The 19509-nt window shown below is 60.2% G+C and carries 21 protein-coding genes, 1 pseudogene and 1 riboswitch; of the genes and pseudogenes, 11 read left to right on the plus strand and 11 right to left on the minus strand.

The window, feature by feature from the left end:
• The first annotated feature begins 63 nt into the window (after positions 1–63).
• The 3 genes from E4T63_RS23160 (at position 64) to E4T63_RS23170 (ending at position 2898) form a co-directional block, all read left to right on the plus strand.
• Entirely contained in the window at positions 64–1029 is a 966-nt protein-coding gene (locus tag E4T63_RS23160; RefSeq protein WP_135296542.1) for a 2-hydroxyacid dehydrogenase, read from the plus strand.
• A 33-nt stretch (positions 1030–1062) separates the two neighbouring features.
• Complete coding sequence (locus E4T63_RS23165) at positions 1063–2061, plus strand: class I SAM-dependent methyltransferase (protein WP_027612205.1); 999 nt, start codon at positions 1063–1065, stop codon at positions 2059–2061.
• A gap of 39 nt (positions 2062–2100) precedes the next feature.
• Positions 2101–2225: riboswitch (yybP-ykoY riboswitch) on the plus strand.
• A gap of 88 nt (positions 2226–2313) precedes the next feature.
• Positions 2314–2898, plus strand: a complete 585-nt coding sequence (locus E4T63_RS23170) for a TMEM165/GDT1 family protein (RefSeq protein WP_135296543.1) — start codon at positions 2314–2316, stop codon at positions 2896–2898.
• A gap of 200 nt (positions 2899–3098) precedes the next feature.
• Here the strand turns inward: E4T63_RS23170 and E4T63_RS23175 are convergent, their stop codons facing one another.
• Entirely contained in the window at positions 3099–3917 is an 819-nt protein-coding gene (locus E4T63_RS23175) for a M48 family metallopeptidase (protein ID WP_027612207.1), read from the minus strand.
• A gap of 1442 nt (positions 3918–5359) precedes the next feature.
• On the opposite strand from E4T63_RS23175, the pseudogene E4T63_RS29085 reads away from it, so the two are divergent.
• Positions 5360–5419, plus strand: a pseudogene (locus E4T63_RS29085) (hypothetical protein); the annotation flags it as partial.
• Positions 5420–5617: 198 nt separating this feature from the next.
• Complete coding sequence (locus tag E4T63_RS29090) at positions 5618–6322, plus strand: methyl-accepting chemotaxis protein (protein ID WP_372241230.1); 705 nt, start codon at positions 5618–5620, stop codon at positions 6320–6322.
• Between the two features lie 328 nt (positions 6323–6650).
• Here the strand turns inward: E4T63_RS29090 and E4T63_RS23185 are convergent, their stop codons facing one another.
• The 3 genes from E4T63_RS23185 to E4T63_RS23195 are packed head-to-tail and all read right to left on the minus strand — an operon-like array spanning position 6651 to position 7763.
• A complete protein-coding gene (locus E4T63_RS23185) occupies positions 6651–7274 on the minus strand; it encodes an SOS response-associated peptidase (protein ID WP_135296545.1) in 624 nt (207 codons plus the stop codon).
• Positions 7275–7310: 36 nt separating this feature from the next.
• Complete coding sequence (locus E4T63_RS23190; RefSeq protein ID WP_003228093.1) at positions 7311–7571, minus strand: putative signal transducing protein; 261 nt, start codon at positions 7569–7571, stop codon at positions 7311–7313.
• 9 nt (positions 7572–7580) lie between these two features.
• Entirely contained in the window at positions 7581–7763 is a 183-nt protein-coding gene (locus tag E4T63_RS23195) for a CPXCG motif-containing cysteine-rich protein (RefSeq protein ID WP_134787315.1), read from the minus strand.
• 142 nt (positions 7764–7905) lie between these two features.
• On the opposite strand from E4T63_RS23195, the gene E4T63_RS23200 reads away from it, so the two are divergent.
• Entirely contained in the window at positions 7906–9069 is a 1164-nt protein-coding gene (locus E4T63_RS23200; RefSeq protein ID WP_171061843.1) for a 1-acyl-sn-glycerol-3-phosphate acyltransferase, read from the plus strand.
• Between the two features lie 143 nt (positions 9070–9212).
• Here E4T63_RS23200 and E4T63_RS23205 read toward each other — a convergent pair whose 3' ends face one another.
• Positions 9213–9491 carry a hypothetical protein gene (locus E4T63_RS23205; RefSeq protein WP_007967709.1) on the minus strand — a complete coding sequence of 93 codons (279 nt, stop codon included), beginning with the start codon at positions 9489–9491 and terminating at the stop codon, positions 9213–9215.
• 194 nt (positions 9492–9685) lie between these two features.
• Here E4T63_RS23205 and E4T63_RS23210 point away from each other — a divergent pair, with 194 nt between their 5' ends.
• A complete protein-coding gene (locus E4T63_RS23210) occupies positions 9686–9892 on the plus strand; it encodes a hypothetical protein (RefSeq protein ID WP_027612213.1) in 207 nt (68 codons plus the stop codon).
• 244 nt (positions 9893–10136) lie between these two features.
• Here the strand turns inward: E4T63_RS23210 and E4T63_RS23215 are convergent, their stop codons facing one another.
• On the minus strand, positions 10137–10721 hold the full coding sequence (locus tag E4T63_RS23215; protein WP_135296546.1) for a YajG family lipoprotein: 585 nt from the start codon (positions 10719–10721) through the stop codon (positions 10137–10139).
• Positions 10722–10926: 205 nt separating this feature from the next.
• Between E4T63_RS23215 and E4T63_RS23220 the strand changes: the two genes are divergently transcribed.
• On the plus strand, positions 10927–11160 hold the full coding sequence (locus tag E4T63_RS23220) for a hypothetical protein (RefSeq protein WP_003228102.1): 234 nt from the start codon (positions 10927–10929) through the stop codon (positions 11158–11160).
• 709 nt (positions 11161–11869) lie between these two features.
• Positions 11870–13378: a malate dehydrogenase (quinone) gene (gene mqo / locus E4T63_RS23225; protein WP_135296547.1), complete on the plus strand. Its 1509-nt coding sequence runs from the start codon at positions 11870–11872 to the stop codon at positions 13376–13378.
• Between the two features lie 235 nt (positions 13379–13613).
• Here the strand turns inward: mqo and E4T63_RS23230 are convergent, their stop codons facing one another.
• The 3 genes from E4T63_RS23230 to E4T63_RS23245 form a co-directional block, all read right to left on the minus strand.
• Positions 13614–13901, minus strand: coding sequence for a PA4642 family protein (locus tag E4T63_RS23230; protein WP_098965562.1), 288 nt, complete (start codon positions 13899–13901; stop codon positions 13614–13616).
• A 63-nt stretch (positions 13902–13964) separates the two neighbouring features.
• Entirely contained in the window at positions 13965–14450 is a 486-nt protein-coding gene (locus E4T63_RS23235) for a hypothetical protein (protein WP_027612216.1), read from the minus strand.
• Between the two features lie 178 nt (positions 14451–14628).
• Positions 14629–15186 (minus strand): hypoxanthine-guanine phosphoribosyltransferase, encoded by a 558-nt coding sequence (locus tag E4T63_RS23245; RefSeq protein ID WP_016987197.1) that lies wholly within the window; start codon positions 15184–15186, stop codon positions 14629–14631.
• 161 nt (positions 15187–15347) lie between these two features.
• Between E4T63_RS23245 and upp the strand changes: the two genes are divergently transcribed.
• Positions 15348–15986 (plus strand): uracil phosphoribosyltransferase, encoded by a 639-nt coding sequence (upp, locus tag E4T63_RS23250; protein ID WP_003228118.1) that lies wholly within the window; start codon positions 15348–15350, stop codon positions 15984–15986.
• A gap of 2 nt (positions 15987–15988) precedes the next feature.
• A complete protein-coding gene (locus E4T63_RS23255; RefSeq protein WP_003228120.1) occupies positions 15989–17263 on the plus strand; it encodes a uracil-xanthine permease family protein in 1275 nt (424 codons plus the stop codon).
• A 118-nt stretch (positions 17264–17381) separates the two neighbouring features.
• Here E4T63_RS23255 and hemH read toward each other — a convergent pair whose 3' ends face one another.
• On the minus strand, positions 17382–18407 hold the full coding sequence (hemH, locus tag E4T63_RS23260) for a ferrochelatase (RefSeq protein ID WP_098965564.1): 1026 nt from the start codon (positions 18405–18407) through the stop codon (positions 17382–17384).
• Between the two features lie 13 nt (positions 18408–18420).
• The gene (locus E4T63_RS23265) at positions 18421–19323 is read right to left on the minus strand and encodes a TIGR01777 family oxidoreductase (protein ID WP_115988916.1); all 903 of its coding nucleotides are present in this window, start codon (positions 19321–19323) and stop codon (positions 18421–18423) included.
• Positions 19324–19509: the final 186 nt, after the last annotated feature.

Genomic DNA, 19509 nt, shown 5'->3' on the forward strand with positions numbered 1-19509 from the left:
TTTGTTTCATCTGGTAGGCTCGGCAGATTACGCCTTCCGTTCCAAGCACAAAAGGTACAGTTGATGACGAACCCGCGCCGCGCCGTATTCCTCGATCACCCGTCACTGGATCTCGGCGATCTCGACCTCAGCCCGTTGCGCGCCTGCTTCAGCGACCTGCAACTGTTCGCCCAGACTGCGCCTGATCAAGTCGCCGAACGCCTGCACGGGGCCAGCGTGGCGATCACCAACAAGATCCGCATCGACGCCGCCGCGATGGCCGCCAACCCGGATCTGCAACTGATCCTGATCACCGCCACCGGCACCAACAACGTCGATCTGGACGCGGCTCGCGCCCACGGCATCACCGTGTGCAACTGTCAGGGTTACGGCACGCCGTCGGTGGCGCAACACACGATCATGCTGCTGCTCAACCTCGCCACCCGTCTCGCGGATTATCAAAAAGCGGTCGGCGAAGGTCGCTGGCAGCAGGCCAGACAGTTCTGCCTGCTCGACTATCCGATCGTCGAACTGGAGGGCAAAACCCTCGGCCTGCTTGGTCATGGCGAACTCGGCGGTGCGGTCGCGCGACTGGCCGAAGCATTTGGCATGCGTGTATTGCTCGGACAGATTCCGGGCCGCCCGGCGCGGCCGGACCGTCTGCCGCTGAACGAATTGCTGCCGCAGATCGACGCCCTGACCCTGCACTGTCCGCTCAACGAACACACCCGGCACTTCATCGGCGCCCGCGAGCTGGCGGCGATGAAACCCGGCGCCTTTGTGGTCAACACCGCTCGCGGTGGTTTGATCGACGAGCAAGCCTTCGCCGACGCGTTGCGCAACGGTCACCTTGGCGGCGCCGCCACCGACGTGCTCAGCGTCGAACCGCCGGTCAACGGCAATCCGCTGCTGGCCGCCGACATTCCACGGCTGATCGTCACTCCGCACAACGCCTGGGGCAGTCGCGAAGCGCGGCAACGCATCGTCGGCCAATTGACCGAAAACGCCCAGGCATTCTTCAGCGGTAAAGCGCTGCGGGTCGTCAGTTGATAAACTGCGGCACTTTTTTTCCAAGGAGCAGTTATGGATCCGCGCAGTGAAGTACTGCTTCGTCAGGCCGAGTTATTCCAGGGTTCGCTGTTGTTGGCCGGTTTGCCTGCCGACGATTTGCTCGGGCGCCTGCCCAATGCGTTCGGCTGGTGCTGGCATGCCGGCGATCAAGCGGCACTCGATGCGCGCTTCGAAGGTCGCAGCCATTTCGGTGTGAATGTGCCGGAACGCGAATTCGACAGCGCCGTGGTGTTTTTGCCCAAGTCCAAGGATCTGACCGATTACATCCTCAATGCCGTGGCCGCACGTCTGCCCGGGCGCGAGGTGTTTCTGGTCGGGGAAAAACGCAGCGGTATCGAGGGTGCGTCCAAGCAACTCAACCCGTTCGGCAAGCCGCGCAAACTCGACAGCGCCCGTCACTGCCAACTGTGGCAGGTCACCGTGGCCAACGCGCCTGAAGCAAAATCGCTGGAAAGCCTGGCGCAGACTTATGAGCTGCCGCTGGCCGAAGGCCCGCTTAAAGTCATCAGCCTGCCGGGCGTGTTCAGCCATGGTCGACTGGACCGCGGCAGCGCCCTGCTGCTTGAGCATCTGGACAAACTGCCGAGCGGTCATCTGCTGGATTTCGGTTGTGGCGCCGGGGTTTTGGGCGCGGCGGTCAAACGGCGTTATCCGCACAATCAGGTGACTTTGCTCGACGTCGATGCCTTCGCCGCCGCCAGCAGTCGCCTGACGTTGGCGGCCAACGGTCTGGACGCCGAAGTGCTGACCGGCGACGGTATCGACGCTGCACCGATGGGTTTGAACGCGATTCTGAGCAACCCGCCGTTCCATGTCGGCGTGCACACCGATTATTTCGCTACCGAAAACTTGCTGCGAAAAGCGGCCAAACATCTGAAAAACGGCGGCGAACTGCGCTTGGTTGCGAACAGCTTCCTGAAGTATCAGCCGCTGATCGAAGAGCATCTGGGCGTGTGTGCAATCAAGGCCGAAGGCAATGGTTTCCGGATTTACCGGGCCAAGCGCGGCTGAAAATTTGTTCTTGCTCTATCGGTTTTGCGAAGGCAGAATCCGCTCCGTCCTAGGGGAGTAGTCTCCCACGAGCGCCAAGCTCGTCCGGCATACGTCAACATACTTGATCCTCAGATCATGGCGTATGCGACCCAAGCGTCCGCACCAGACGGATCGCAGGGTTTGACAAGACCTATGACACGCACACCTTACCCGGGGCGGGAAGGCTGTACGTGTCATAGCCGTGTCGACCCGCCCCTTAGGAAAATCCTGATGCTGGACTCGTTACTCGTTCCCACCGCAATCGTTGCCTTGGCCGAAATCGGCGACAAGACGCAACTGCTCGCGCTGATTCTCGCCGCTCGCTTTCGCAAACCCTGGCCGATCATTGCCGGTATTGTCGCTGCGACCCTGGCCAACCACGCAGCAGCCGGTGCGGTAGGCGCCTGGTTCGGCAGCTTCTTCTCAGACTCGGTCCTGCACTGGATTCTCGCCGCAAGCTTTACCGCCACTGCGCTGTGGACGTTGGTCCCGGACAAGATGGACGACGATGAAGCCAGCACCGCACGCAAGTTCGGCCCCTTCCTGACCACGCTGATCGCGTTCTTCCTTGCGGAAATCGGTGACAAGACGCAGATCGCCACCGTGATGCTGGCGGCGCAATATCCGGAGCTGTGGCTGGTGATCATCGGCACCACGGCGGGCATGCTGATTGCCAACGTGCCGGTGGTATTGGCGGGTAATTTTGCTGCGGAGAAACTGCCACTGACCTTGATCCGTCGCCTGGCGGCTTCGGCGTTCCTGATTCTGGCGATCGTGGCGGTGTACAAGGCGATGCAGAGCAGTGGCTGGATTTAACCCCTGAGCCGTGATCTGACAATTAACTGTGGCGAGGGGATTTATCCCCGATGGGGCGCGAAGCGCCCCCAAACCTGCCTCCTCAGAGTGTCAGACATAACGCATTTGCAGGTTTTGGGGCTGCTTCGCAGCCCATCGGGGATAAATCCCCTCGCCACAACAGCCCTCCCAACCTGAAGAATCGTTGTGTCCTTCGACTCTTAGGACTTCGGCGCTTTCTCGTACAGCGGCATGACTTTTGGAATCGCCGCCTGCAGCGAGGCGATCCGGCTGGACGAGGCCGGGTGGGTGCTCATGAACTCCGGCGGTGCGCCTTCCGAAGCCTTGCTCATCTTGTTCCACAAGGTGATCGCCGCATTCGGGTTGTACCCGGCGCGGGCGGCCAGTTCCAGGCCGATCAGGTCGGCTTCGTTTTCGTTGGCGCGGCTGTTGGGCAAGGTCATGCCGTAATTGGCCACGGTGTCGGCCAGCGCCAGGCTGTCCTGACCCAGACCGAGCAACGCACCTGCACCCTGTTTGGCCATTTCAATGCCATAGGCTTTGGACATCGCCTCACGACCGTGCTCGCGCAGGGCGTGGGCGATTTCATGGCCCATGACCGCCGCGATTTCATCGTCAGTCAGTTTCAGGCTATCGATCAGCCCGGTGTAGAAAATGATCTTGCCGCCAGGCCCGCAGTTGGCGTTGAGCTCGTCGCTCTTGATCAGATTGACTTCCCACTGCCACTGCGCCGCATCCGGGCGGAAGTTCGGTGCCTGGGCGATCAGCCGGTTGGCAATCGCCTGAACCCGCTTGGCCTCCGGGCTGGTCTTGTCCAGCACGCCTTTGCTCGACGCCTCGCCGACGGTCTTCTGATAGGACTGGGCATACATCTGGTCGACCTCTTGCGAGGACAGCATGCTGAACATGTACTGCTTGCGCTCCACACCGACGGCTCCGCCGCTGGTGGTGTTGACCGACTGACAACCGGCCAGCAACAGCGCTGCGCTCAGTGCACTTACAACCAATGTCTTGTTCATTCAAAAGCTCCCTGAAAACCTGCCGCGTATCGTAGGGGGTGAATTGTATCGGCGCCAGATACAACAGACGTGTTGCAGCGTCTTTCGGAAGTTTCCCACCGCTGTTGTCGTAAAAAATTCACAGCACCCGGCAAGTCTGCTGCCGCTGCGTCGCGCACCGATCCATTTGCGACATCCTCCGCCCTTTGTTCCGCTCAACGCTCATGGCGCCATGCCTGCTGCCGATACAACAGCGCAGACGTCCTCTTGCGTGCGGAGCTCCCATGAAGTTCAAGTCGATCCAGTTTTCCGTGGCCGCCCTGGCCGGCGCCATCGTCCTCAGCGTGGTTGCCGCGCTGGTGCTGTACGCGCTGTTCTCCGGTGCCCGCACTCAAGACATGGTGCAGCAGCGCACTCAGGCGCAGTTCGAACAAGTCATCGAACAACGCCTGACCTCACTGGCGCAGACCCAGGTCAGCCAGATCCAGCGCGAACTCGAAGCACCGCTGCTGATTGCCGGCGGACTGGTGCGGGTCAACGCGCTGCTCGGCACACCGGGCGCCGACGGTCAGCCGCGACTGACCATCAGCCGCGAGCAACTGATCAGCCTGATCAAGGAGAACGTCGAGCAGAACCCGAAGATTCTCGGCACCTACATCGGCTGGGAAAAAAACGCCCTGGATCACAATGACGCGGCCTACGTCGGCAGCGCCGTGACCGGTATCGATCCCGCCAACGGACGCTTCCTGCCGTGGTGGTTCCGCAATACCGACGGCAGTCTGGGCGTGGACAAACTGGCCGATGTCGACGATCAGAAAACCCTGTCCACCGGGGTGCGCGCCAGTGAGTACTACCTCTGCTCCAAGGAAACGAAAAAGCCCTGCGTGATCGATCCGGCGCCGTACAAGGTCGGTGACAAGGTCGTGATGCTCGCCTCCTTTATTGAACCGATCATGCTCAACGGCGCATTCCAGGGCATCGTCGGCGCCGACCTGTCGGTGAACTTCATCCAGGAAATGCTCCTCGGCGCCAACCAGAAGTTGTACAGCGGCGCCGGGCAAATGGCCCTGATCGGCGGCAACGGCCGGATCGTGGCCTACACCAAAGATCCGAGCAAATTCGGTGAAAAGGTCAGCGACATTCTCGACGCCGAGCAGATCGCCAACATGGCCAATCTCAAACGCGGCGAAGTCACCTACTCGGTCAACAAGGACAAGGGCCGCATCGAGCTGTACCTGCCGTTCGGCATCGGCCAGACCGACGCGCGCTGGACCCTGATGCTGCAACTGCCGCTGAACGCAGTGATGGCGGATCTGCAAAAACTCCAGGCCGACCTTGATGCACAACGCAAGTCCGACACCTTCGGCATGGCCATGGTCGGCCTGATCATCGCCGCCATCGGTTTGTTGGTGATCTGGCTGGTGGGGCACGGCATCGCCCGGCCACTGAAGCAGATGGTCGCCATGCTCGATGACATCGCCAAAGGTGAAGGCGACCTGACCCGTCGCTTGAGCAGTGATCGCAGCGATGAACTCGGCTCGATTGCCAAAGGTTTCAACACCTTCCTCGCCAAGTTGCAGGCCATGATCACGCAGGTGGTGACGTCAGTGCAGAGCGTCAGCGATTCCTCGGAACACACTGCCGACATCGCGATTCGCACCAACATCGGCATTCAGAAACAGATGGCCGAGATCGATCAGGTCGCCACGGCGGTGCAGGAGATGACCGCCACCGCGCAAGACGTGGCACGCAACGCCACTCAGGCCGCGCAAGCCGCCAGCCATGCGGATCAGGCCGCTGGCCAGGGCATGCAGATTGTCCGTGATACCTCGAACTCGATTGGTGTACTGGCGGTGGAGATCGGCAAGGCCGTTGAGGTGGTGCAGACGCTGGCCAAGGACAGCGAAAACATCAACGCGATCCTCATCGCGATTCGCGGGATCGCCGAGCAGACCAACCTGCTGGCGCTGAACGCAGCAATCGAAGCGGCGCGGGCCGGCGAACAAGGGCGCGGCTTTGCGGTGGTGGCGGACGAGGTGCGCAATCTGGCGCAGAAGACCCAGAAGGCCACCGAAGAAATCCAGAGCATGATTCAGCAACTGCAACAGGGCACCCGCGATGTGGTGCGGGTCATGGAAGACAGCCAGAACCGCACCGACGAAAGCGTGCAGCACGCGGCGAAAGCGGCCGAGGCGCTGGAGACGATTACTCAGGCGGTGTCGGTGATCAATGACATGAACACGCAGATTGCCAGTGCGGCGGAAGAACAGAGCGCAGTGGCCGATGACATCAACCGTAACGTGATCAATATCGGTCAGGTGGCGAATGAAGTGGCGGGCGGTGCGGATGAGTCGAGTTCGGCCAGTGCCGGCCTGACTAAATTGGCGGAGCAGCAGCGGCGGTTGATCAATCAGTTCAAGGTCTGAAAAGCGAAAAGCCCCTCACCCTAACCCTCTCCCAGAGGGAGAGGGGACTGACCGAGTTGTCTCCCGTCATACATCGACCTGAAATAACCAGTCGATTATGGATTCAAAACTGAGCGTTCAAGTCGGTATATTTCGTCAATATCCCCCAATCAGACCCCTCTCCCTCAGGGAGAGGGGTCTGACCGAGTTGTCTCCCGTCATACATCGACCTGAAATAACCAGTCGATTATGGATTCAAAGCTGAGCGTTCAAGTCGGTATATTTCGTCAATATCCCCCAATCAGTCCCCTCTCCCTCAGGGAGAGGGTTAGGGTGAGGGGCTTTTGACTTAACCCGGGGTCAGGCATTCCGGCCCATTGAGCTTCGGATCATTCACCAGATTCGCCAGCACCCGCTCGCGCAATGCTGCGGGCTCACTGGCGAGCAAGCCCTGCAGCACATGCAACGGCGTCGCGGGATCGAGCCAGGCCGCCTGCCCCGCCTCATCGAGAATCAACGGTCGGCGCTGACTGGCCGCCGGCTGCGTGATGGCGGCGGTGCTCAGCCACACCTGCTCCTGCACCGGATACGCCTCCCAGATCGCCGCGAAAAACAGCGACGAGCCCTCCCCCGGCGTCAGCCAGTACGGGCGCTTGCGCAGGTTGCCGCGCCATTCGTAGAAACCGTTGGCCGGCAGCAGGCAGCGGCGCAGGCGCAGCGCCTCGCGGAACATCGGTTGCTCGGCCACCGTTTCCGCCCGGGCATGCGCCGGTGTTTTCGACAGATCGGTCAGCCACGGCGGTGTCAGGCCCCAACGGGCGCGGGCCAGCGTGCGCTGGCCGTCAGCCTCGGCGCGCAGCATCAACACCGAATCATTGGGGGAAATGTTCCACTGCGCCTGCTGATCGGCGGGAAATCCGGGCAGGGCCGCGAAATCGCGGTTCCAGCGAAACAGGGCATAACGTCCACACATGGGGCAACACGACTCAGAAAAAAAACGAACGCCAGCCTAACAGACCAGCGTCCCGGGGAAGCTCTCCGGTTCATCGCCGGGCAGCGGCAGCGCGGCATTGTACGCGGTGATCAGTTCGCGGGCGTATTCGGCCTGATCGTTTTCGACCGACAGTCCCAGCAGGCCGAAAATCGGCAATTCCCCCGTGCCGCCGAGCAGATCGCGGCCCACCAGGTGCGCTTCGATGCCTTCACTGGCGAGCATGCCCTTGAGCATCTCGCCCTCCATCAGGTTTTCCGGCTCGTAGATTCGCTGCATGGGCGCCCCTCACTCGTTTTCGCTGAAGACTTCCAGAAACCAATCCTCGCCATGCACCTGCAAGACAAACTTGATCGGTTGACAACACACCTGGCAGTCCTCGATGTAGGTCTGATCACCGCCGGACAGGTCCACCGTCGTCTCGACCTCTTCACCACAATACGGACATTCATACAGTGCGCTTTCCAGCATCGCGGTCTCCCAGGTGACTTGTGCGTATAATCGCCGGTCTATTTGCAGGGCTATTTTTGTCTGGCTACCTTTTCAGACCGTGCCCCGTTGGTTTTCGATCAAAACCTTTACTTACCCTAGCCGTTTCCAACAAGAGAGCATGATGGGCGAATTCGATGCCATCCGACCTTACGACGACAGCGAAGTACCTGCGGTACTGGCAAGACTGCTCGGCGACAAGGCGTTTCTAGATATCCTCACCCACTTCCGCTTCCCGCGTTTTGCCGGTGCCTTCGGCTGGATGCTCAAACCACTTATAGCCCATCGGCTGCGTCGTGAGTTTGCCGACGTGACCTCCGTGGCCACTTTGCAGGACAAAGTCGAGTTCTACGTCGACCACACCATCGAGCGCGCCACTGATGGCGTGACCTACACCGGTGTCGAGCAATTCAAGTCCGGCAGCGCCTACCTGTTTATCGCCAACCACCGCGACATCGTGATGGACCCGGCCTTCGTCAACTACGCGGTGTACCACGCCGGCCTACCGACGCCGCGCATCGCGATCGGCGACAACCTGCTGCAGAAACCCTTCGTCAGCGACCTGATGCGCCTGAACAAGAGTTTTATCGTGCATCGCTCGATCACCGGGCGCCGCGAGAAGATGGCGGCGTATCAATTGCTGTCGGCGTATATCAACCACTCGATCCGCAACGATTGCGCCTCGATCTGGATCGCGCAGGCTGAAGGCCGGGCGAAGGATGGCGACGACCGTACCGAGTCGGCGATCCTCAAGATGTTCCACATGAGCCGCAAGGACGAGCCGTTCGGCGAAGTGATTCAGTCGCTGAACCTGACCCCGGTGTCGATCAGCTACGAATACGACCCGTGCGACCAGGCCAAGGCCCGCGAGTTGTACATCCGCGCCACCACCGGCACCTACGCCAAGGCGCCGGGCGAGGATGACGTGAGCATTGCCAAGGGCATCACCGGCTACAAGGGCCGGGTGCACGTGAACTTCGCTGCGCCGATCACCGAGCTGTTCGAAGACACCAAGCAATTGGCGGTCGAGATGGACAAGCAGATTCTCGGCGGATACCGCCTGTTCCCGGTGCATTACCTGGCGTACGCGCAGTGGGCCGATGCCGATCCGCAACTGAACGTGCCGAAGGCTGCCGAAGTGTTTCCGGCCGATGAGCTGGCCAAGGCGCAGGAAGAATGGCAGCGCCGCCTGGACGCCTGCCCTGAGGAGCACCGTCCTTATCTGGTGCTGCAATATGCGACGCCGGTGCGCAATCAGTACCGAGTGAAGGCTGGGTTACCGTTGTAAACAGGCATAGCGGAGCCCCTGTGGCGAGGGGATTTATCCCCGATGGGTCGCGAAGCGGCCCCAGGATTCTGCCTGAATAATCATGGGCCTGCTGCGCAGGCCGTCGGGGATAAATCCCCTCGCCACAAGGTTTTGCATTCGCTTCAGAAGCGCGTGCTGATCCAGGAAACGATCAGGGCCAGGCCGAGGCAGGCAAAACCGAAGCGGTAGAAAAAGCGGTTCATGCGCAACGTCGCCCAATCCAGAATCGGTTCGGCGTTGGGTTGGGCCTGGCGTTGCGCGGCGATGCTGGCCATGGCGCGTTGTTCACGACGGCGGGTCGCGTGCAGCAGCCAACTGCCGGGGAAGGCCAGTGCCAACGCCAGCAGGTTGATCAATTTGGCGGGATGGGCGGTAAACAGCGTCATCAAGTGCAGCGACATCACAGACCTCGGAACTGAATCGGTGTGGCAGGCGCCCGATCGACGACCGCGGCGCGGATTCTACCGAAACACGCCTCCACTACCCTACCCTTTGCGACAAATAACCTGACAATCGACCGATGGCTGTCCTGTGTCACGGCATCGTCATTTACATCGGCCACCATGCGCGCCTCGAAACACACATGGAACGCGACATGCTGCACGCCGAAAACCAGGATCGCCTGTACCTCATCACCCCGACCGACGAACAACAAAGCCTCGTCGGCAGCCTCGCCTTCAATGTTCAGGATCGCCACTGGCTGGTGTATTGCGCCCTCGGCGGGCATCAGCATGCGGATTTGCCGGAGACGGATTTGCTGACGGGTGTCAGCGTGCTTGATTTTTATTCCCAAGCAGCCTGAAAAGTAAAAGCTCCCTCACCCTAACCCTCTCCCCGGAGGGAGAGGGGACTGACCGAGTTGTTTATTCGAGGTGCATCGACCTGAAAACTCGAGGTGAACGCCGGTTCTGAAAAGCCCCCGATCGGCTCCCTTCCCCCTCGCCCCCCTGGGGGAGAGGGCTGGGGTGAGGGGGTACGATTCCATGCCCCACAAAAAAGCCCGGAGCCATCACTGGCGCCGGGCTTTTTCACATCAACCGCACAGCTTACTCGGCGAGGATCTGACCCACGGTCGGGTCCTTGAACAGACGGGTCAAGGCATCGCTCAACACGTCGCTGACCAGCTTGGTGTTGGTTTCCTGGTTCGGCGCCATGCCGAAACGCTGGTCCAGCGAAGCGCCGTAGCGGCCGCTGTAACGACGGTTGCCGCTCTGCACGTCGGAGCGGAAGGTCGCGCCGATGGTGGCTTCGGTCACGTACATGCCTTCTTTCGGCGACTGGTACTTCAGCTCGGTCAGGGTCACGGTCAGTTGCGGCGCGTTCATCCCGTTGCTGGTCGGGGTGAAGCCGAGTAGACGTACGGCGGCTTCAGCCTGCGCCTGCAACTTGGGCAGGATCTGCTCGCGCTGCACGGTGATCGCGCTGGTTTCCGGGTACAGGCCGCCGCGGGTGCCGAGGGTTGGCGACGAACGACCGTCAACCACACGCACCACCACTTGCTGGCCATGGCCGACCGGGGCCAACTGCGTGGTCAGCTTCGGTTCCGGGCTCAGTTGTTGCGGGCTGTGGGCGCAGCCAACCAGGGTCAAACTGGTCACAGTGATCAAACCGAACAACAGGCGTTGCAACATGCTCTTTTCTCCAGAATCAGGCACAAACAGGCCGGCAGTATAGCGGTGGGCCACTGCGGGTCACCAGCACCCGACAGTGAATACTCAAATGTCTGACCCAGCCGTGGGAATGCGGTTCCTGTCACAGATTATTCACCGCCCATACACGTTGGCGTCACGGCCGCCCGGCAAGCTTCAAACCAGTCCTCCAACAAGGTACTAGGCCATGCGTTATCTGATCTCGTTGTTCGCCCCACGCCCACTGCACCGCAGCTTTGCCCTGCTCGACCGCAACGGTCATTGTCAGGCATTCAAGCAGTGCAGCCTGCAACCGATGGGCGACGGCTGGGTGGAAATCGAAGAAATCCGTCTCAACTGGTTGCACCAGCCACTGCCCGCCAGCGCCCGCGTCATACCGTCGCAGCCCCGCGCACGCGTGCAAGCGATGTTGAGCATCTGACCGGATGCCTAATAAAAGTCATTAAACACGAGCAACTGCCCGCATTTCTTCGATACAATCTCCCCCCGATTATAAGGACGTCTCCTGATCGGGCCCCGCAACACCGTCTATGCGCATGCATCGACACCCAAATCGCCCACAGAGAGCCGCCCACACAGATCGAGTGAAGTTGGCGCGCTTGCCTGTTCTTCCGGCAAAAACCCCGCTTTTCGCGAATCTGCAGAGCTGTCATGACGCTCGGCCACCGCGTTGTTTTGCCCTTGCGGGCAGGGTGCCAGGCCTGGACAGCCCTTTTTTGAGGTTCACGTCTTCAAAAGAGCGTGAAAAAAACGGGTTTTCACAACTTCACAAGAGTGTGGCGAGCAAATGAAAAGTTTTGCGTCTGAACATGCACCATTAGCGTCTGAAACAGCCCAACGACACAGGACCGGGTATACCTCGAACATCGGAGCCTGAAGCCTGTCCGCTACGGATTTGGTTGCACAAAAACGGATGTCTCGACCATAAGTCGAATTGCCAGCCGCGTGCTGAAATGAGTTCATGGAGCTCTTGAAGCCAGGCCGCATGCATCCGTCGAAGTTGCGAAAAATTGCGAAGATTCGGACATGACGAACCTGACCATGGGTATCCGGGGCGCAACTGACCTGCCCCGTCACTCCCTGGCAGCCATGCCGACAATTTGGTGCTGCAGATTTTGGAGACGCGTTAAATGGCGCATAACGAAGCAGTCGACGTAGTTCTGGTTGGGGCCGGCATCATGAGTGCCACCCTGGCAGTACTGCTCAAAGAGCTCGACCCGGCGATCAAGCTGGAAGTCGTCGAGTTGATGGATTCCGGTGCTGCGGAGAGTTCCAACCCGTGGAACAACGCCGGTACCGGCCACGCCGGCCTGTGCGAGCTGAACTACACGCCGCAGGCAGCCGACGGCAGCGTCGACATCAAGAAAGCCGTGCACATCAACACCCAGTTCGAAGTGTCCAAGCAGTTCTGGTCGTACCTGACCAGGAAAGGCACCTTCGGCTCGTGCAAATCCTTCATCAGCCCGGTGCCGCACCTGAGCTTCGTTCAGGGTGACAAAGGCGTGTCGTTCCTCAAGGAACGCTTCAACGTGCTGCACAAGCACCACGCCTTCTCCGACATGGAATACACCGAAGACAAGGCCAAGATGGCCGAGTGGATGCCGCTGATGATGCCGGGCCGCTCGCCGGATGAAGTCCTGGCCGCCACCCGCGTGATGAATGGCACCGACGTCAACTTCGGCGCCCTGACCAATCAGTTGCTCAAGCACCTGACCAGCGCACCGGACACCCAGGTCAAATACTGCAAGCGCGTCACCGGCCTCAAGCGTAACGGCGCCGGCTGGACCGTCAGCATCAAGGACGTCAACAGCGGCGCCAGCCGTGAAGTCGACGCCAAGTTCGTCTTCCTCGGCGCTGGCGGCGCGGCTCTGCCATTGCTGCAGGCTTCGGGCATCGAAGAAAGCAAAGGCTTCGGCGGCTTCCCGATCAGCGGGCAATGGCTGCGTTGCGACAACCCGGAAGTGGTCAAGCACCACCAGGCCAAGGTCTACAGCCAGGCGGCAGTCGGTTCACCACCGATGTCGGTGCCGCACCTGGACACCCGTGTGGTCGATGGCAAGAAATCCCTGCTGTTCGGGCCATACGCCGGTTTCACCACCAAGTTCCTCAAGCACGGTTCCTTCATGGACCTGCCGCTGTCGGTTCGCGCCGGCAACATCGGCCCGATGCTGGCAGTGGCGAAGAACAACATGGATCTGACCAAATATCTGGTCAGCGAAGTGATGCAATCGATGGAGCAGCGTCTGGAATCCCTGCGCCGCTTCTACCCGGAGGCGAAAGCCGAGGACTGGCGCCTGGAAGTGGCCGGCCAACGGGTACAGATCATCAAGAAAGACCCGAAAAAGGGCGGCATCCTGCAATTCGGTACCGAACTGGTTGCGGCGAAAGACGGCTCCCTCGCCGCCCTGCTCGGCGCTTCGCCAGGTGCTTCGGTAACCGTTTCGATCATGCTCGAGCTGATCGAGAAATGCTTCCCGGCCAAGGCCAAGGGTGAGTGGGCGGCCAAACTGGCGGAGATCTTCCCGGCCCGCGAGAAGGTTCTGGAAACCGATGCTGCGCTGTATCGCAAGATCAACACGCAGAACAACATCGCGTTGGAACTGGTTGAAGAAAGCAGCGAGACCCCAAGCTTCGCTTGATCTTGCGACATAAAAAACGCCCCGTACTCAGTGAGTGCGGGGCGTTTTTTTTGCTGGGATAAAAACCAATACTGCTGGCTCACCAACACTTGTGGTGAGGGGATTTATCCCCGATCGGCTGCGCAGCAGTCGCAAAACCATTGATGCGATTTACCTGACACCCTTGCACTCAGGCTTCGGGGCCGCTACGCAGCCCATCGGGGATAAATCCCCTCGCCACAGATATCGGGTGATCTCAACCGCGAGCCTTGTCGATCAGCTCGATGTACTCGGCCGCGTTACGCTGATCCTTGATCAGGTCAACGAAGGTCTGGCCCTGCGCGTCCTTGCCATCCACGTCGTAACCGGCCGCGACGAAGAACGTCAGGAAGCGCTCGAAATCGTCGATGCGCAGGCCACGGTAGGCCTTGATCAGTTTGTGCAGCGACGGCGAAGTGGCGTCGACCGGTTCAAAATCGAGGAACAGCTTGATCTGCTCATCGCCGATCTCGTCACCAATCACCTGTTTCTTATCTTTACGCATTGCCGACTCCAGCTCGCAGACATTACACGGGGCGGGCAGTTTACCCCTGCCCAGCCACCAGGCTCAACGCGCACGAACGGCCCCGGTGTGCAGATCGGCCCAGATGTGGCCGTTGGCGTAACTGAGGAACTGTACATACACCGTGTCGTTGCGCAGCAGATCGATCACCACCCGGTACTGGGCCAGCGGGTAAAACAGGGTCAGGGTTTTGCTCTTGTCGTCATAAGCCGGTTTTTTCAGGCTTTTGCTTTCGCCATCGAAATTGACCAGCACCTGGGCGATGGTTGCGCCCTTGTTCAGCGACTTGCCCTTGAGGCGGATCATCAGCGGCGACGTGACCGGAATCGGCTGCTGATTGGACTGGCGTTGTGCGCCGACCACCACCGAATAATCGGTGACCTGCAGCAATTGTTGCTGCTCGGGTTCGGCATCGCGCAGGGTCAGGTCGTCCGGCGGCAGGAATTGACTGTGCATCGGTGCCGGGGCGGCGGCCAGAGGCAGGCTGAGGGTCAGCAACAGGGCGGCAAGACTGCGGATCAGAAGGCTCATGACAGGCTCCGGGGGCGGGGCGGAGCACTCTAGCATGGGTGTAGCAGATGGATCAGCACACACAAAACAACTGTAGGAGTGAGCCTGCTCGCGATAGCGTCGTATCAGTCAACATCAACATTGCTGACAGATCGCTATCGCGAGCAGGCTCACTCCTACAGGGGATAGTGCAGGGTTCTTACATGCCTTTAACGGCAAAGATCCCGTTGGCGTTGCGCCAGTAACCTTTGTAGTCCATGCCGTAACCGAAGATGTAGCGGTCAATGCACGGCAGGCCGACGAAGTCTGCCTTCAGATCAGGACGCGCCTTGCGGTCGTGATCCTTGTCGATCAGCACGGCGGTGTGCACTTTGCGCGCGCCGGCGTGTTTGCAGAAGTCGATGATCGCGCCCAGGGTGTGACCTTCGTCGAGGATGTCGTCGATGATCAGCACGTCGCGGTCGATGAACGAGACTTCCGGCTTGGCTTTCCAGAACAGGTCGCCGCCGCTGGTTTCGTTGCGATAACGGGTCGCGTGCAGGTAGGACGCTTCCAGCGGGAATTGCAGGTGAGTCAGCAGTTTTCCGGAGAAGATCAGGCCGCCGTTCATCACGCAGAACACCACCGGGTTGCTGTCGGCCAGTTGTTCGTTGATTTGTGCACCGACGCGGGCGATGGCGGCCTCGACTTCAGATTCGGTGTACAGGCAGTCAGCCTCTCGCATGATTTGACGGATATGCTCGAGATCAGCGGACATGGCGCTCTCCAGGGGGATGTTTTCGGAAAAGCGGGCAAAGGTACGCATCCCGTGAGGTCGAATCAAGCCTTAATGGACTAACGTACTCAATGTCCTATAGGACATCACCCTCGGATAGATTAATCTAGGCCGGTTTTTTTGCCCGCCGCCGGAGTTTTTCCATGCCCATCCTCGAGATCCGCCACCCGCTGATCCGCCATAAACTCGGCCTGATGCGCCGCGCCGATATCAGCACCAAGAATTTCCGTGAGCTTGCTCAGGAAGTCGGCGCCCTGTTGACCTATGAAGCTACAAAAGATCTGCCGCTCGAATCCTACGATATCGCAGGTTGGTGCGGCACTGTGTCGGTAGAGAAAATCGCCGGCAAGAAGATCACCGTCGTGCCGATCCTGCGCGCCGGCATCGGCATGCTCGAAGGCGTGCTGAGCCTGATCCCGGGTGCCAAGGTTTCCGCTGTGGGCGTTGCCCGCAATGAAGAAACCCTGCAAGCGCACACTTATCTGGAAAAACTGGTTCCGGAAATCGACGAACGGCTGGCGATGATCATCGACCCGATGCTCGCCACCGGCAGCTCCATGGTCGCGACCATCGATCTGCTGAAAAAAGCCGGTTGCAAGGACATCCGCGCAATGGTGCTGGTGGCCGCGCCGGAAGGCATTGCCGCTGTGGAACAGGCTCACCCAGACGTGACCATCTACACCGCTTCCATCGATGAGCGTCTGAACGAACACGGTTACATCATCCCAGGGCTTGGCGATGCCGGTGACAAGATCTTCGGTACCAAGCAGAAGGACGCGTGAGCATGCAGCAAGAGTTCAACGATCCGCTCTGGCGCACGGTGCTGTCCGGCGCCCAGATGCTGTTCGTGGCTTTCGGCGCCCTGGTGCTGATGCCGCTGATCACCGGGCTTGACCCGAACGTGGCACTGTTCACCGCGGGTCTGGGGACGATTCTGTTCCAGATCGTCACCGGGCGTCAGGTGCCGGTATTCCTTGCATCGAGCTTTGCCTTCATCACCCCGATCATTCTCGCCAAGGGCCAGTTCGGCCTCGCCGCGACCATGGGCGGCGTGATGGCAGCCGGTTTCGTCTACACCTTCCTCGGCCTCGCCGTGAAAATCAAAGGCACCGGTTTCATTGACCGTCTGCTGCCGCCAGTGGTGATTGGCCCGGTGATCATCTCGATTGGCCTGGCCATGGCGCCGATTGCCGCGAACATGGCGATGGGCAAGGCGGGTGACGGTTCCGAGCTGATCCACTACCAGACCGCGATGATGATCTCGATGCCGGCCCTGCTGACCACGTTGATCGTGGCGGTGTTCGGTAAAGGCATCTTCCGTCTAGTGCCGATCATTTCCGGCGTGCTGGTCGGTTTTGCCATGTCGTTCTATTTCGGCGTGGTCGATACCGCGAAGATTGCGGCGGCGCCATGGTTCGCCCTGCCGCACTTCACCGCTCCGGAGTTCAACTGGCAGGCGATCCTGTTCATCGTTCCGGTGGCGCTGGCTCCGGCCATCGAGCACATCGGCGGAGTGATCGCGGTGGGTAGCGTGACTGGTCGTGACTATCTGAAGAAACCGGGCCTGCATCGCACCCTGCTCGGCGACGGCATCGCCACCACGGCGGCCGGTCTGTTTGGCGGCCCGCCGAACACCACCTACGCCGAAGTGACCGGCGCGGTGATGTTGACCAAGAACTACAACCCGAAAATCATGACCTGGGCGGCGATCTTCGCCATCACCCTGGCGTTCATCGGCAAGTTCGGCGCGCTGCTGCAAAGCATTCCGGTGCCGGTGATGGGCGGGATTCTGTGCCTGCTGTTCGGCTCGATCGCGGCGGTGGGGATGAACACCCTGATCCGTCACAAGATCGACCTCGGTGAGGCGCGCAATCTGGTGATCGTGTCGGTGACCCTGGTGTTCGGTATCGGCGGTGTGCTGGTCGGCACCGGCACTGGCCCGGACGACTTCGGCCTCAAAGGCATCGCGCTGTGCGCGGTGGTGGCGATTGCGCTGAACCTGATTCTGCCGGGCAATGATGGCTGGAAGAACAAGAAGGCCGATGAGCCGCTGATTTAAGGGTCTAGATCCTTGTTGTCTGACAGATAGCTTTCGCGAGCAAGCCCGCTCCCACATTTGATCTTCAGCGCACCGTAGATCAAATGTGGGAGCGGGCTTGCTCGCGAAGCTTTTGGCTTTAAAGCGCCAGCGGCGCTCGTTCACACAGGGTTGCCAACGCCTTCGCCCATTGCGGGTCGTCATTCAGGCACGGCACCAGCACCAACTCCTCGCCCCCCGCTTCGCGGAACTGTTCCTTGCCGCGATCACCGATCTCTTCCAGCGTCTCGATGCAATCGGCGACAAACGCCGGGCACATCACCAGAATCTTCTTCACCCCGCTTTGCGCCAGCTCGTCCAGCCGCGCTTCAGTGTAGGGTTCGATCCACTTCGCCCGCCCCAGACGCGACTGAAACGACACCGACCATTTGCCATCGGCAATGCCCGCGCGCTTGGCGAACTCTGCGGCGGTGCGCATGCACTGGGCGCGGTAACAGGTGGCCAGCACGGCCGGCGAAGCGTTCTTGCAGCAATCCGCGTTTTTCAAGCAGTGATTGCCAGTCGGATCGAGCTTGGTCAGGTGCCGCTCCGGCAAGCCATGGAAGCTCAACAGCAAGTGATCGTAGTCCTGCTGCAAATGCGGGGTAGCGCTGGCGACCAGCGCGTCGATGTACTCAGGCTGATCGTAAAACGGTTGCAGCACCGAGAGTTTTACATCGAGCTTCTTCTCGCGAATCACCCGCTTGGCTTCTTCGATCACCGTGGTCGTGGTGCTGTCAGCGAACTGTGGATAAAGCGGTGCCAGCGTGATGCGCTTGTGCCCCGCCGCCACCAGTTGCAGCAACCTGGTTTCAATCGACGGCTCGCCGTAACGCATGGCCAGTTCCACCGGGCCGTGGGTCCACTGGGTGGTCATCTGCTGCTGCAGACGACGGCTGAGCACCACCAGCGGCGAGCCCTCCTCCCACCAGATCGAAGCGTAGGCATGGGCCGATTGCTCGGGGCGCTTGATCAGGATCAGCGACACCAACAGCCGCCGCACCGGCCACGGCAGGTCGATCACATACGGGTCCATCAGAAATTGATTGAGGTAGCTGCGTACATCGGCCACCGAGGTGGAGGCCGGGGAACCCAGGTTGACCAGAAGCAAGGCGTGATCGGTCATGCATCGTCCTATTTCAAAGGCGGCCGGAGAGATCATCCAAAGCCGCGCGCAAATCCGTGAACTGGAAAGTGAAACCCGCTTCCAGCAAGCGTGCCGGCACGGCCCGTTGGCCACCCAGCAACAGCAATGACATTTCGCCAAGCCCGACCTTCAGCGCCAGGGCCGGCATCGGCATGAACGCCGGGCGGTGCAGTACGCTGCCCAGCGTCTTGGCAAACTCGCGATTGCGCACCGGTTTCGGTGCGCACGCATTATAAGGACCGCTCGCCTGATCGCGGTGCAGAAGAAAATCAATCAGGGCGATTTGATCATCGATGTGAATCCACGGCATCCACTGCCGACCATTGCCCAGCGGCCCACCCAACCCGAGTTTGAACGGCAGCAACAGCCGCGACAAAAAGCCGCCCTCGGCCGACAGCACCAGCCCGGTTCGCACCAGCACCACGCGGATGCCCTGACCTTCGGCACGCTGGGCGGTTTCCTCCCAGGCAATGCACAACTGACTGGCAAAATCGTCGATCACTGGCGGCGAATCTTCGGTCAGCTCGCGTTCGCCGCCGTCGCCGTACCAGCCAACAGCCGAACCGGAGATCAACAACGCCGGTTTCTGCTGCCGTGTTTCCAGCCAGGCCAGCAGGGTTTCGGTGAGCGTGATGCGGCTGCTCCACAACAACGCCTTGCGCCGATGGGTCCATGGCCGATCCGCGATCGGTGCACCGGCCAGGTTGACCACCGCGTCCAGCGGCTCGTTGCCGAAGTCTTCGAGACGCGCAATTGCACGCACCTGCGCGCCACAGATTTTCGCGACCTTTTCCGGGCGTCGACTCCACACCGTCAATTGATGGCCCTGCCCCGACCAGTGTCGGCAGAGCTGACGGCCTATCAAACCAGTACCGCCGGTCAGCAATATGCGCATGACTTCTTCCTCGCGTGGCGTTTTACCCGGATCACTAGTCTATTTTTATAAGCAGGGATCTTTTCTATCGGGCAGGCTCTATTGTTTAACCATAGGCCAAGCTGTCAGAACGAGAACGCTAGAAGTTATACCAAAAAACAAAATTGTACAGGTTTCATTGACGGCGTAGTCTGTACAGAAAGGTAA

This window comes from Pseudomonas fluorescens, assembly GCF_004683905.1.
Classification (GTDB): Bacteria; Pseudomonadota; Gammaproteobacteria; order Pseudomonadales; family Pseudomonadaceae; genus Aquipseudomonas; species Aquipseudomonas putida_A.